The organism is Streptomyces dangxiongensis (genome assembly GCF_003675325.1).
In the GTDB taxonomy this organism is placed as follows: Bacteria; Actinomycetota; Actinomycetes; order Streptomycetales; family Streptomycetaceae; genus Streptomyces; species Streptomyces dangxiongensis.
Genome location: NZ_CP033073.1, coordinates 4,134,445 through 4,148,006, shown reverse-complemented (window position 1 = coordinate 4,148,006; position 13,562 = coordinate 4,134,445). Strand labels below are relative to the sequence as shown.

The window sequence follows — 13,562 nt, the reverse complement described above, 5'->3', positions numbered from 1 at the left end:
TCAGACTACCCGCACAAAATTTCTACGCGGGTAGAGTTGGAGGAAACTACGTGAGGCGCATCACGATCGGGTGTCGAACCCGCCCGCCCGCGAAAAGTTCTGGGAAAGTTCGACCATCCTCCCGATCCACCTATTGTGCTCGGACACGCGGGCGGATTTAGTCGGGCTTCACTTTGCATTGCCGGGCACTGTACATTTGCATTGCCGGGCACCGTACAAATGAATTGGCAATAGCCGTTACCCGGCACGTCATCGGCGGTGAGCTGTATCGACGTGCCGCACGAAGGGACCGATATTCGTGGCGCAAAAGGTCGTGGTCACTCTCTCCGACGACATCGACGGCTCGGAAGCGGCGGAAACGATCGCCTTCGGACTCGACGGCCGTTCGTACGAGATCGACCTGAACGAAACCAACGCCAGGAAACTGCGCAAGGCGCTCGCGCCCTACGTCGAGGCCGGCCGCAAGCGGTCGCGGTCCGGCAAGGCGTACAAGCAGACGGAGGTCGCCCCCGACCCGGCGGCCGTCCGCGCCTGGGCCCAGGCCAACAAGATGGACGTGCCCGCACGCGGGCGTATCCCGAAGAAGGTCTACGAGGCGTTCAGCGCCGCGCAGTGAGCCCGCGAAGGGGCGAGTCCTCAGGGTCCGTCAGCGGGCCCTGAGGACCGTGCACTTGGGGCGAACCGGGTCACAAGGGGAGCCGACTTGCGCTACCCCCCTGCCGATCAGCTAATGTCTGGCACACGCCGAGGGGCGAGGCCGGAAGGCCGGATCCCGAGGACACGCGGGTGTAGTTCAGTAGTAGAACATCCCCCTTCCAGGGGGAAGGCGCAGTGTGCAATTCCTGTCACCCGCTCTGCACCGCCGACACGACCACCACGGTGGATCAGGTAGGCTGGTGCCCGCACCGATCGGTGGGAGCCGGTCGGGGGCAATGCGGACGTAGCTCAGTTGGTAGAGCGCAACCTTGCCAAGGTTGAGGTCGCGAGTTCGAGCCTCGTCGTCCGCTCGGGAAGAAGACCCCGGTCCACTGGACCGGGGTCTTCTCGTTGTCCGGGCCCCACTCTGACATGTGTCATGCCGGACGATGACACCGCGCACTGCCCGCCGGACGACGCCGCCGGGACGCTTGTCCCATGGACATCGAAGGACACGAGCACGTGATCGAGGCCACCGGCCTCACGCGGGTCTACGCAGACGGGTTCGAGGCCGTACGCGGCGTCACCTTCTCCGTGCGGCGCGGGGAGATCTTCGCTCTGCTGGGCACCAACGGCGCCGGGAAGACCTCCACGGTCGAGCTGTTGGAAGGGCTCGCGGCACCCGCCGCCGGCCGGATCCGGGTCCTCGGCCACGACCCCCACCGCGAGCGGGCCGCCGTACGCCCCCGCACCGGCGTGATGCTCCAGGAGGGCGGCTTCCCCGCCGGGCTGACCGTCGCGGAGACCGCCCGGATGTGGGCGGGATGCACCAGCGGAGCCCGGCCGGAGCACGAGGTCCTGGCCCGGGTCGGGCTCGCGGACAAGCGACGGGTGCGGGTCGAGCAACTGTCCGGCGGGGAGCGCCGCCGCCTCGACCTGGCACTCGCCCTGCTCGGCGACCCCGAGGTGCTGTTCCTCGACGAGCCGACGACCGGGCTCGACGCCGAGGGCCGCCGGGACACCTGGGCGCTGGTGCGCGAGCTGCGGGACGCGGGCACGACCGTGCTGCTCACCACGCACTACCTGGAGGAGGCCGAGGGCCTCGCCGACCGGCTCGCCATCCTGCACGAGGGGCGCATCGCCGCCTCCGGCACCCCGGCCGAGGTCACCGCCGGCCGGCCGTCCCGGATCTCCTTCGAACTGCCCGCCGGCCACTTCCCCGGCGACCTGCCGCCCCTCGCCGGCCTCGGCGTCTGCGGACACGAGAGCGACGGCCGGATCGTGCGGCTGCGCACGCGCGAACTCCAGCGGACGGCCACCGCCGTCCTCGTCTGGGCCGAGCGCACCGGCGTCGAACTGCGCGGCCTGGAGGTGCGCTCGGCCTCCCTGGAGGAGGCGTTCCTCGGGATCGCGCGGACGGGGGTCCCCCCGCTCCGGCGAAGCCGGGAGTGCGGGAAGGAGGTGGCGGCGTGAACGGCGTGTCCCCCGGCGTCGGAGCCGGCCACGCACACCGTCCGTCCCCCGGTGCCCCGGCGTCCGCGACCCGGCGGCTGCAGGCGCTGGCCCGGGCCGAGCTGGCCCTGCTCGGCCGCAACCGCGGCGTCCTGTTCACCGCGCTCGTCGTGCCGCTCGCACTGCCGTTCAGCGTGCGGCCGGCCCTGGACCGACCGGACCTGGAGAGGCACGACGTGAGCGCCGGCACGGTCATGCTCACGGCCGCCGTCGGTTTCTCCCTGCTCTTCACCGTCTACACCGCGCTGGTCAACATCTTCGTCGCCCGCCGCGAGGAACTCGTCCTCAAACGGCTGCGCACCGGCGAACCGACCGACGCCGAGATCCTCACCGGCACCGCCCTGCCCGCCATGGCCGTGGGCCTCGCGCAGGCGCTGCTGCTGTGCGCCGGGGGCGCGGTCCTGCTGCACGCCGGGGCCCCCAGGGCGCCGTACCTGAGCCTGCTGGGGCTCGCTGCCGGGCTGGTGCTGAGCGCCGCACTCGCCGCGCTGACCGCTTCCTTCACACGGTCCGTGGAGAGCGGCCAGGTCACCTCGCTGCCCCTGGTGCTCGTGACGATGACCGGCTCGGGGGTCATGTTCCCCACCGAGGTCATGCCGGGCAGGCTGGCCTCCGTCTGCGAACTGCTCCCGCTGTCCCCGGCGATCCGGCTCGTCCGGGCGGGCTGGACCGGACAGTTGGGCGCGTACGAGATCCTGGGCACCCTCGCGACCGCGCTGGCCTGGACGGTCGTGGCGGTGTTTGCTGTACGGCGGTGGTTCCGGTGGGAGCCACGGCGCTGAGGGACGGGGGCGCGCATGACGGGGTGGGTACGGCGCTGGCAGCAACGGCAGTGGCGGGAACGCAGCAAGGCCGAACGGGTCGAGCTGTACACCGTCGTCTCCTGGTACGTGTCGGTCTGGATCTTCTCCCTCGGCTGGCTGCTGCTGCCCCTGGTCTCCGGGCTCGGCCACCGGCCCGGAGCCCTCGCGCTCGGCGTCCTGCTCGTCCTCGTGTCGGTACTCCAGTGCGCGGCCTCGAACCGGCTCACCCGGCTCGCACTCGACCACTACCTGGGGCGGGCCCGGCTGCCGGCCGGCGCGCACCGCGTCCCGGCCGTCCTGCTCGGGCTGGCACTGGCGCTGGTCCTGGCCCTGTCCGCGCTGGACGCGGCCGACCCGCTGACCGTCCGCTGGGCGGTCGCCGCCGTCCTGCTGCCGTTCGGGCTGCTCTACGGACTCACCGTCCCCGTACGGGGGTTCCTGCGCCGGTCGGCGGTGCTCGCGGTGCTGGTGACGGGTGCCGTCTGGCTCACCGACCACGACGGGGTCGGCCTCCTCGCGACCGGTCTGACGGCCGCCTTCCAGGCGGTGTTCGCGCTGATCGCCTTCCGCGCCGGTGCCTGGACCCTGTCCGTGCTCTGGGAGGCGGAACGGGCCCGTGAGACCGAGGCCCGGCTGGCGGTCGCCGAGGAACGGCTGCGGTTCGGGCGGGACCTGCACGACGTGCTGGGCCGGAACCTGTCCGTGATCTCCCTCAAGAGCGAGCTGGCCGTCCAACTGGCCCGCCGCGGGCGGCCGGAGGCCGTGGAGCAGATGATCGAGGTGCAGCGCATCGCGCAGGAGTCCCAGCGGGAGGTACGGGCCGTCGTGCGGGGCTACCGCGAGGCCGACCTCGGTGCCGAACTCGCCGGCGCACAGGGGGTGCTGGCGGCGGCCGGGATCGACTGCGCGGTGCGCGCGGAGGCCCCCGGGCTGCCCGCCGAGGTGCAGTCCGCGCTCGGCTGGGTGGTGCGCGAGGCGACCACCAACGTGCTGCGGCACGGGGACGCGGGCCGGTGCGAGGTGGGACTGTCGGTGCGGGAGGGACATGTGGTGCTGACGGTGGAGAACGACGGGGTCCCGGACGGGCCGGGCGGCGGCGGCACGGGACTCGCCGGGCTGCGGGAGCGGCTGGCCGCCGTCGACGGGACCCTGGAGGCGGGCGTGGTCGGGACCGGACGGAACCGGTTCCGGCTGGTGGCGGACGTACCCCTGACCCAGGTGGGAGGAGTCACCTCGTGAACGCGCCGGTACGGCTGTTGCTCGCCGACGACGAGCATCTGATCCGGGGGGCGCTGGCCGCGCTGCTCTCCCTGGAGGACGATCTGCTGGTCGTCGCCGAGGCGGCCAGCGGGCCCGAGGCACTGGCCATGGCCCGGGCGCACACCCCCGACGTGGCCGTGCTCGACCTCCAGATGCCGGGCGCCGACGGTGTGAAGGTCGCCACATCCCTGCGCGCGGAACTGCCCGGCTGCCGGGTGCTGATCGTCACCGGGCACGGCCGGCCCGGGCATCTGAAACGGGCGCTCGCGGCAGGTGTGCGCGGGTTCGTCCCGAAGACCGTCAGCGCCCAGCGCCTCGCCGAGATCATCCGGACCGTGCACGCGGGAAACCGTTATATCGATACGGAGTTGGCCGCCGACGCGATCTCCGCGGGCGACTCACCACTGACCGCGCGGGAGGCCGAGGTGCTGGAGCTGGCCGCCGACGGCGCGCCCGTCGCGGAGATCGCCGAGCGGGCCGCGCTGTCCCCGGGGACCGTGCGCAACTACCTCTCCTCGGCCGTCACGAAGCTCGGCGCCGAGAACCGGCACACGGCGGTGCGTCTCGCCCGCGAGCGCGGTTGGGTATAGTTGCTCTCGCGCCACGGCGCCACGCGGACGTAGCTCAGTTGGTAGAGCGCAACCTTGCCAAGGTTGAGGTCGCGAGTTCGAGCCTCGTCGTCCGCTCCAGATCGAGCCCCCCGGTTCTCACCGGGGGGCTTCTTCGTGGCCCTATGCCCAGCCGGTGCCCGTCAGGTGCTCGTACGCCTCCACGTACTTCTGCCGGGTGGCCGCCACGACCTTCTCCGGCAGCGGCGGCGGGGGCAGCTCACTGTGACGGTCCCAGCCGGACTCCGGCGAGGTCAGCCAGTCGCGCACGAACTGCTTGTCGTACGACGGCTGCGCCCGGCCCGGCTGCCACTGGTCGGCCGGCCAGAAACGGGAGGAGTCCGGGGTGAGGATCTCGTCGGCGAGGACGAGCGTGTCGCCGTCGAAGCCGAACTCGAACTTCGTGTCCGCCAGGATGATGCCCCGCTCCCGGGCGATGTCCCGGGCGCGCGCGTAGACGGCCAGCGTGGCCTGGCGTAGCTGTGCGGCGGTGTCCGCGCCGACCTGGCGGGCCACCTCCTCGTAGGAGACGTTCTCGTCGTGCTCGCCGACCTCGGCCTTGGTGGCCGGGGTGAAGATCGGGGCGGGGAGTTCCGAGCCGTTCACGAGTCCCTCGGGGAGGGCGAGGCCGCAGACCGTACGGGACTCCTGGTACTCCAGCAGGCCGGAGCCGGTGAGGTAGCCGCGGGCCACGCACTCCACCGGGACCATCCGCAGCGACTTGCAGACCAGGGTGCGGCCCTCCCAGTCGGCGGGGGCGCCCTCGGGGACGTCCGTGCTGATGACGTGGTGGTCGGCCAGGTCGCGTAGCTGGTCGAACCACCACAGGGAGAGCCGGGTCAGGACGCGGCCCTTGTCGGGGATCTGGGTCGGCAGCACCCAGTCGAAGGCGGACATGCGGTCGCTGGCGACCATCACGAGGTCGCCCGCCTCGTTGCGGTACAGCTCGCGCACCTTGCCGGTGTGCAGGTGCACCAGGCCCGGAACCTCGATCGGCTCGGGCTTTTCTACGAATCCGGACACGGTTCCTCCCCGTGGCTCTGTACAAGTGCCTCGATTCTCCCGTACGGGGGCGATCGGCCGCGCCCGGGGGTCAGTCGCGCTTGCAGATACGGTCCAGCAGATTCGCCGTGGCGCGCTGAACCCGGGGATCCAGGTGCTCGGGGCGGTCCAGGGCCGGGGACCAGGCGAAGGTGCCGGAGGCGAACACCCAGGCGCCGGAGGGGGCGCGGTAGAGGGAGGTCTCCTGGTGGCGCAGGACGCCGTCGTTGTCCGTGTAGGGCGAGTGCGCGAGCAGGATCCGCTCGTCGTGCCCCGGCAGCGGGGTGCGCGGGAAGTAACGGTCCGCCTCACCGGCGACCAGGCCCTCGATCGGGTCGCCCTCGTGGGCCCCGGTCGCCTCCCACAGCCAGTGGCCGGCATTGCGGACGATCAGCGGGTGCGGTTCGGGGACGCGGCCCGCGTACTGGATGCCGACCAGCTGCTGCTCGGGCCGGTCGACCTCCCGCCACAGCACCGGCCGGCCGGGGCCCTTGCGTTTGCGGCAGGTCAGCAGCCGGTCCGGGACGCCGGACGGGGACGGCCCCAGCTCCACCTGCCAGTACATGGTGTTGGCGGAGAGGAACACCAGTGAGGTGCCGCGGTCGCGGGCGTCCTCGACGGCGCGGCGCATCGGCACCGACCAGTACTCGTCGTGGCCGGGGAAGACCAGGCCCCGGTAGCGGGTGGGGTCGACGCGGCCGGCGTGCAGGTCACGGGCGTCGGCGTAGGCGAGGTCGTAGCCGTAGCGCTCGGCCCAGCGGATGAAGTCGTAGGCGTGGCCGACGTGCAGGGGCAGGCCCGCGCCCGCGTACGGACGGTCGAAGGAGACGGTGGTGGCCGCGTCGGCCTCGCCGAGGAGACGGCCGTGCTCGTCCCAGGCGTGGTAGAGGCTGGCGCCGGTGTGACCGTCCTCCGGATAGAGGTTGTACGCCTGCCAGGTGATGTCCGGCAGCAGCAGGAGCAGGTCGGCGGGGTGGTCGTCGCGGACCGTGAACGGCACGTGGGAGCGGTAGCCGTCGACGGTGGTGAGGACGGCCACATAGGCGCCGATGTTCCAGTAGGAGGGCACCTGGAGGCGCCAGGACAGCCACCAGTGGTGGCAGGAGACCGTGCGGTCGGCGGCCAGCGGCGGGGGCTGGACGATGCCGGAGAGCCGGGGGCTCGTGGTGATCTTGGACGCGCCGTCGCCGCCGTAGTGGCCGATGCGGTAGATGTCGACGCTGAACTCCTGCGGCGGGTCGACCGTGACGTGGAAGTCGATCGCCTCGCCGGGTGCGACCGCGCCGGTGGCGGTGAAGCCCTTGATCTGGCGGTGCACGTCGTCGGCCGAACGGGGCCCGGAACCGGCCGACCGCGGCGCGGGCACACGCGCGCCGGACCTGCTGGTGTACTGCTGCGGGCTGGGGTCGACGTACCAGGGGACGACGTGACCGGTGTCGTCGAAGTACGTCTCGCTGCCGCGCAGCCAGGGCACCGGGCCCTGGCCGAAGGGGTCCGTGACGGCGTGCGCGAGTGCTCCGGACTCCCAGCGGCGGATGTGGTCCGAGGCCATGGTCGCTCCCCTCCCTGGTGCCCCCGTGTCCTGTCAGTGCACGCCGGGCCGTGCCCGCCCGTGCTGCCGTATGCGGTGTCGTACGTCGCCGTGTCGTATGTCGCGAGCTTTTGCCAACGGCGTGGTCGGTCCCAGCACATCACATAACGCACGGGCCCGGTCACTAGTCGTTGCGAATTGACCTGAAGTGGAAGTCGCCTTTCCGTTACGGCGGACGGTACGGGCGGGACGGCGGGGTCAGACGAGCCGTACGGGCTTCTCCGGGCGTATCCCGGACGCGGCCAGCCAGTCCCGCAGCGGGCCCGGGTCCCCCTCCTCGATCAGGCTCAGCACCCTGGGCGTCAGATCGGCGGCCCGCTCGCCGTCCAGCAGCAGGGACGGGCCGTCCAGCCAGTCCAGGGCGGGGGCCGCGCCGGCGGTGTCGACGGCCGCGCAGCACACCATCGCCGTCACGTGGTCGGTGAGCAGCTCGCGGGCGGTGCGCGGCGGTTGCAGCGGGAAGAGCGGCAGGCAGCCGTCGTCCCACAGGTCGCTCTCCGCGCTGCGCCGGGCCGCGCCGGCGCCTGCCGCCCCGGCACCCTCCTCCCGGGCCACCTCGGCGCTCAGCCCGGCGGCGAGAACCGCGCTGCGCTCGGTGGTGGGATCGGGGTCCTCCTCGCCGCCGTGCAAGGCGCCGGTGCCGGTGGCGGGGGCGGGGGCGGCCCGGCCGGCCGGTTCCGTGAGGTGGTCCAGGACGCGGGCCAGGGTGGCGCCGTTGTGCTCGGGGGCCGTGGGGCCGTCCTGGGCGGGGCGGACGCCCAGGGAGTCCAGGACGCGGTGCAGACGGGCCGCGTGGGCGCGCCAGGCGCGGTCCACGACCTCCTCCGGATACGCCTGCCAGTCCACCGGGGCCCAGTCCGGACCGGTCTCGGCCGGGCCGCCGTGGAACAGCCGGGCGGCGAGCAGCGAGGCGGCCTCGTCCACGGCGCCGGGCTCCTCCAGGAGGTCACAGGCGGGCCGCTCGCCGAGCCGGGAGGCGAAGCCCTCGGCGAGACGGTCACGGCGGGACAGCTCGGTGAGCGCCGCCACCACGCCCGCGTCCAGCCGGGCGGGCCAGCGGCCCATGCGCCAGGCGGGCAGCGCCACCCTGGTCAGCAGCCGGTCCCAGCCGGCATAGGCGAGTCCGACCTGCTCCTGGGCGACGATCCGCAGGCCGTAGTCCACCGTCCGGGCGCGCTCGGCCGCCGCCGCCGCGACCCCGCGCTCCATCAGCGTGGCGTGCTCCCGGCAGCCGCGCAGCAGCAGCCGGGCCACCCAGCCGAGGGCCGCGCACACCCCGCGCACCGGCGGACAGCGCCCCGGCGTCGAAGCGACGGCCACGGCCGCGTCCAGCCCGCGCACGAAGCGGCGGGCGGCGGCTATGTCCGGGTGCGCCGAGGGGCCCGTGCCGGCGATGACCGGCGCGAGGACCGCGCGCAGCTCGCCGACGCGCATCCACCACAGGAACGGGGAACCGATGACGAGGACCGGCGCGACCGGGGTCCGGCGGCGGCCCGGGGCCACCGGCCCGTCGGTCACCGGCCCGCCGGTCACCGGACGCGGGGGCGGGCCGTGGGCCGCGTGGGTGCGGTCCTCCAGCCAGCTATCGCAGTCAGGGGTGAGCGCTATGGCGGAGGGGACCGGCACGTCCAGGCGATCGGCGAGGTCGCGCACCATCCGGTACAGGTCCGGGGCGGTCTTCTCCGCGATCGGCACCGTGGGGCTCACGGCGGGGCGGGCCCGGGCGACGACCAGGCCGACGCCGGCCGCGGCCAGCAGCACCAGCACGGCGAGCACGCCCGCCGTCCAGCAGGCGGCGTCCCAGGCCGGGCCGACGAGACGGCCGGTGGAGGCGCCGGTCAGCAGGATCACCGCGGCGCCCGCGGGCAGCAGGGCCACGGCCAGCGCCCGGCCCCGCACCCGCAGCACCGCGAGCGCCCGGGAACGCGCGGCCTGCGCGCCCGCCTCCACACCGATTCCGGTCACGTGCCGACCTCGCCCCCTCGCTGTCCGACGTGTGCCGTTCTGGTCTTGCTCACTCCCCCACTGTGGCACCCGCCACCGACATCGCAATGCCGGTGCGGCCAAGTGCCGGAACGCTTGCGCGGCACCCTAGTTGGGGCCCACGCCCCAGTCAGCCGTATAGGCGATCGCTCACTCGATGGAATGGCTTTGGTCAGAGCTGGGTGACAGACAGCGAAGATCAGGCCCCGGATCAAGATCCGGGGCCTGAAGCAGAACGAGCAGGTCGGACAGGGGGCGCCAAGGCCGGGCAGGCCCTGCGGCCACGGATCATTGCGCCGGCCGCGCCGCCCTAGCCACGGATCAGCCCGCCGCCCTCGCCACCTTCGCCGCGATGTCCGTGCGGTACTGCGAGCCGTCGAGCCCGATCCGGCCCACCGCCCGGTACGCCCGCTCGCGCGCCTCGGCCAGGTCCGTGCCGGTCGCCGTCACGGACAGCACCCGGCCGCCCGCACTGACGACCGCGTCGCCGTCCCGCCGGGTGCCGGCGTGCAGCACGTACGCGTGCGGGGCGTCCTCGGCGGCCACCTCGTCCAGGCCGGTGACCGGGTCACCGGTGCGCGGGGTGCCGGGGTAGTTGTGCGAGGCGACGACGACGGTGACGGCCGCGTCCTCGCTCCAGCGCAGGGGCGGCAGGTCGGCGAGGGTGCCGGTGGCGGCGGCCATCAGGACACCGGCCAGCGGGGTCTGCAGCCGGGCCAGCACGACCTGCGTCTCGGGGTCGCCGAAACGGGCGTTGAACTCGATGACCCTGACCCCGCGCGAGGTGATCGCGAGACCGGCGTAGAGCAGCCCGGAGAAGGGGGTGCCCCGGCGGCGCATCTCGTCCACCGTCGGCTGGAGCACCGTCTCCAGCACCTCGTCGACCAGCTTCGGGTCGGCCCACGGCAGTGGCGAGTACGCACCCATGCCGCCGGTGTTCGGGCCCTCGTCGCCGTCCAGGGCGCGCTTGAAGTCCTGGGCGGGCTGGAGCGGTACGACCGTCCGTCCGTCGGTGACGGCGAACAGGGAGACCTCGGGGCCGTCGAGGAACTCCTCGATCACCACGCGGTCGCACGCGGCGGCGTGCGCCTTGGCGGCGTCCGGGTCGGAGGTGACGACGACACCCTTGCCGGCGGCCAGGCCGTCGTCCTTGACGACGTAGGGGGCGCCGAACGCGTCGAGCGCCACGGCGGCCTCCTCGGCGGTGGTGCAGACGTAGGAGCGGGCGGTCGGCACGCCGGCCCGCGCCATGACGTCCTTGGCGAAGGCCTTGGAGCCCTCGATCCGCGCGGCCTGCCCGGAGGGGCCGAACACGGGGATGCCCGCCGCCCGGACGGCGTCGGCCACCCCGGCGACCAGCGGGGCCTCCGGGCCGACGACGACCAGGTCGGCACCGAGGCGGGTGGCCAGCGCGGCCACCGCGGCACCGTCGAGCGCGTCGACCTGGTGCAGCTCGGCGACCCCGGCGATGCCGGCGTTGCCGGGGGCGCAGTGCAGCGCGGTGACGTCGGGATCGAGGGACAGGGAGTGGCACAGGGCGTGTTCGCGGGCGCCGGTTCCGATGACGAGGACCTTCACGCGCCCAGCCTAATGGCAAGGTCGCCGAAGCCTGGGGGGCGGGTTTGTCGTACGTTCGTCCAAGGAGGCGGGCCCGGGGAACCGGGGGCGGGTCCGGGGGACTGCGCCTCGGGGCGGCCCGTCACCCGCGGAGCGTCACTCGTTGGCGATCTCCTCCACCACCGTCGCACCCAGTTCCCGCACGATCAGTTCGTGGCCGGAGAGTGCCGACTCGTCCAGATCCGGGTCGTCGTCCTCGGCAGTGTCGTCCTCGGGCGCGACGGACCGCGGCTCGGGCGCGGCCACCGGCCGGGGAGCCGGGGCGGGCGCGGCGGACCCGCCCGGTGCGTCGTACGGGGCGGCGGGGGCCTGCGCAGCCGACTGGGGCGCCGTGGGGCGGGGGGCGGCGGCCGGGGCGCCGTAGCCACCGCCGGGTGTGCCGCCGTGGCCGGCCGTGGGAGCGCCGCCGTAGCCACCGCCGCCGTAACCGGACGGGCCGCCCGGGGCCATGGGGGCCGAGCCGCCACCGGACGGGTCCACGACCGCCTCGATCTTCCAGTGCACGTTGAACTGCTCGGTCAGCGCCTGCCGCAGTACGTCCTCGCTGCCGCTGCCGGCGAAGTTGTCACGGGCACCGGCGTTGACGAAGCCGAGCTGGAGCGTGGTGCCGTCGAAACCGGTCACCTGGGCGTTCTGGCTGAGCAGGATCCAGGTGAAGCGGCGGCGGTTCTTCACCGCCTCCAGGATGTTCGGCCAGAGCGAGCGCGGGTCGGGGCCGCCGGCGGGAACGGGCGTCGGGGCCGTCGGCGCGGTGGCGGCCTGGCTCGGCTGGGGCTGCGGCTGGGCGGGGGCCGCCGGGCCGGGTCCCTGTCCCGGCCGGCTCTCCGCCGGAGCGGCGGCCGTCGGCCAGCCACCGGGACGCCTGCCGCCGCCGGCGGTGGCAGCGGTGGGCCAGGCGCCGGGGGCGGGGGCGGGAGCGGCGGCCGGGGCGGCCGACGGTGACGCCGGGGCCTGGGCGGCGGGGGCGGGAGCGGGGGCGGACACGGCGGCCGGAGCAGCAGTGGGCGCGGGGGCAGGGGTATGGGCAGGGGCCGGGGCAGGGGTCGTAGGCGCGGCAGTGGCCGCAGCCCCGTCCGCGTCAGCCGGACCCGCCGGAGCGCCCGGGCCACCCGCCGCACCGGCCGTACCCGGACCGCCGGGACCGCCGCCGCGTACGGCCGCGCGGGCCGCCGCGGGGCCGCCGCCGGGCGCCACGGGCACCGCACCGGCGCCCGCGTCGGCACCGGCACCCGCGCCGACGAGGGCCGCACCGTGGGCTTCCGGGCCCGGGGCGTAACCCATGGCGGGCGCGCCGGCGCCGCCGGAGAACTGGACGCCGCGCTCGATGCGGTCGAGGCGGGCCATCAGCGACCGCTGGTCGCCATAGGCGGCGGGAAGGAGCACGCGCGCGCAGATCAGTTCCAACTGGAGGCGGGGCGAGGTGGCGCCGCGCATCTCCGTGAGGCCCTCGTTGACGAGGTCGGCGGCGCGGCTCAGCTCGGCGGCCCCGAAGGTGCCGGCCTGGGCCTGCATGCGCTCCAGGACGTCGGCGGGGGCGTCGATGAGCCCCTTCTCCAGGGCGTCCGGCACCGCGGCGAGGATGACCAGGTCCCGCAGCCGCTCCAGCAGGTCGGCGACGAACCGCCGCGGATCGTTGCCCCCCTCGATGATGTGGTCGACGACCTCGAAGGCGGCGGCCCCGTCACCGGTGGCGAAGGCCTCGACCACGGAGTCGAGGAGAGAGGCGTCGGTGTACCCGAGGAGGGACGTGGCCATGGCGTACGTCACACCCTCGGTCCCGGCGCCGGCGAGCAACTGGTCCATGACGGACATGGAGTCACGCACGGACCCGGCGCCGGCGCGCACGACGAGCGGCAGCACGCCTTCGGCGACCGGGATGTCCTCCGCGCGGCACACCTCGCCGAGGTACTCCCGCAGGGTGCCCGGCGGGACGAGCCGGAACGGGTAGTGGTGCGTGCGCGACCGGATCGTGCCGATGACCTTTTCGGGCTCGGTGGTCGCGAAGATGAACTTCAGATGCTCGGGCGGCTCCTCGACGACCTTCAGCAGCGCGTTGAAGCCGGCCGACGTGACCATGTGGGCCTCGTCGATGATGTAGATCTTGTACCGGCTGCCGGCGGGGCCGAAGAAGGCCTTCTCGCGCAGCTCACGCGCGTCGTCCACGCCTCCGTGGGAGGCGGCGTCGATCTCGATGACGTCGATCGAACCCGGTCCGTTGCGGGCCAGGTCCTGGCAGGACTGGCAGGTGCCGCACGGGGTGGGGGTGGGACCCTGCTCACAGTTCAGGCAGCGGGCGAGGATCCGCGCGCTGGTCGTCTTGCCGCGGCCGCGCGGTCCGCTGAACAGGTACGCGTGATTGACCCGGTTGTTCCGCAGCGCCTGCTGCAACGGGTCGGTGACATGCTCCTGCCCGATGACCTCGGCAAAGGTCTCCGGTCGGTAGCGGCGGTACAGCGCGAGAGACGACACGCATACGAGGTTAATGGCGCCCACCGACAACGTGCTCCGCCC

At 73.8% G+C, this 13,562-nt stretch carries 10 protein-coding genes and 3 tRNA genes; 8 read left to right on the top strand and 5 right to left on the bottom strand.

All coding sequences use genetic code 11. The features are described 5' to 3' along the window. Positions 1 to 298 precede the first annotated feature (298 nt). The 8 genes from D9753_RS18535 to D9753_RS18500 all read left to right on the top strand — a co-directional run bounded on the left by D9753_RS18535 (position 299) and on the right by D9753_RS18500 (position 4,900). Positions 299 to 616 carry a histone-like nucleoid-structuring protein Lsr2 gene (locus D9753_RS18535; protein WP_121788013.1) on the top strand — a complete coding sequence of 106 codons (318 nt, stop codon included), beginning with the start codon at positions 299 to 301 and terminating at the stop codon, positions 614 to 616. 166 nt (positions 617 to 782) lie between these two features. Continuing rightward, positions 783 to 854, top strand: a tRNA-Gly gene (locus tag D9753_RS18530). An 80-nt stretch (positions 855 to 934) separates the two neighbouring features. Beyond that, a tRNA-Gly gene (locus D9753_RS18525) sits at positions 935 to 1,007 on the top strand. Between the two features lie 127 nt (positions 1,008 to 1,134). Further along, positions 1,135 to 2,109 (top strand): ABC transporter ATP-binding protein, encoded by a 975-nt coding sequence (locus D9753_RS18520; RefSeq protein WP_121788012.1) that lies wholly within the window; start codon positions 1,135 to 1,137, stop codon positions 2,107 to 2,109. Beyond that, a complete protein-coding gene (locus D9753_RS37140) occupies positions 2,106 to 2,930 on the top strand; it encodes an ABC transporter permease (protein WP_394346721.1) in 825 nt (274 codons plus the stop codon). The genes D9753_RS18520 and D9753_RS37140 overlap by 4 nt, the downstream gene beginning before the upstream one ends. Positions 2,931 to 2,945: 15 nt before the next feature. Next, a complete protein-coding gene (locus tag D9753_RS18510) occupies positions 2,946 to 4,190 on the top strand; it encodes a sensor histidine kinase (RefSeq protein WP_121788011.1) in 1,245 nt (414 codons plus the stop codon). Beyond that, on the top strand, positions 4,187 to 4,801 hold the full coding sequence (locus D9753_RS18505) for a response regulator transcription factor (protein WP_121788010.1): 615 nt from the start codon (positions 4,187 to 4,189) through the stop codon (positions 4,799 to 4,801). Before D9753_RS18510 ends, D9753_RS18505 begins: the two co-directional genes overlap by 4 nt. Before the next feature lie 23 nt (positions 4,802 to 4,824). Next, a tRNA-Gly gene (locus D9753_RS18500) sits at positions 4,825 to 4,900 on the top strand. A gap of 42 nt (positions 4,901 to 4,942) precedes the next feature. Here the strand turns inward: D9753_RS18500 and D9753_RS18495 are convergent. The 5 genes from D9753_RS18495 to D9753_RS18470 form a co-directional block, all read right to left on the bottom strand. Continuing rightward, the gene (locus D9753_RS18495; protein ID WP_121788009.1) at positions 4,943 to 5,842 is read right to left on the bottom strand and encodes a phosphoribosylaminoimidazolesuccinocarboxamide synthase; all 900 of its coding nucleotides are present in this window, start codon (positions 5,840 to 5,842) and stop codon (positions 4,943 to 4,945) included. 70 nt (positions 5,843 to 5,912) lie between these two features. After that, positions 5,913 to 7,412 carry a N,N-dimethylformamidase beta subunit family domain-containing protein gene (locus D9753_RS18490; protein ID WP_121788008.1) on the bottom strand — a complete coding sequence of 500 codons (1,500 nt, stop codon included), beginning with the start codon at positions 7,410 to 7,412 and terminating at the stop codon, positions 5,913 to 5,915. 237 nt (positions 7,413 to 7,649) lie between these two features. After that, a complete protein-coding gene (locus D9753_RS18480) occupies positions 7,650 to 9,416 on the bottom strand; it encodes a M48 family metalloprotease (protein ID WP_121788007.1) in 1,767 nt (588 codons plus the stop codon). Between the two features lie 339 nt (positions 9,417 to 9,755). Continuing rightward, positions 9,756 to 11,012, bottom strand: coding sequence for a phosphoribosylamine--glycine ligase (purD, locus tag D9753_RS18475; protein ID WP_121788006.1), 1,257 nt, complete (start codon positions 11,010 to 11,012; stop codon positions 9,756 to 9,758). 135 nt (positions 11,013 to 11,147) lie between these two features. Next, entirely contained in the window at positions 11,148 to 13,520 is a 2,373-nt protein-coding gene (locus D9753_RS18470) for a DNA polymerase III subunit gamma and tau (protein WP_121788005.1), read from the bottom strand. Between the last annotated feature and the right edge of the window lie 42 nt (positions 13,521 to 13,562).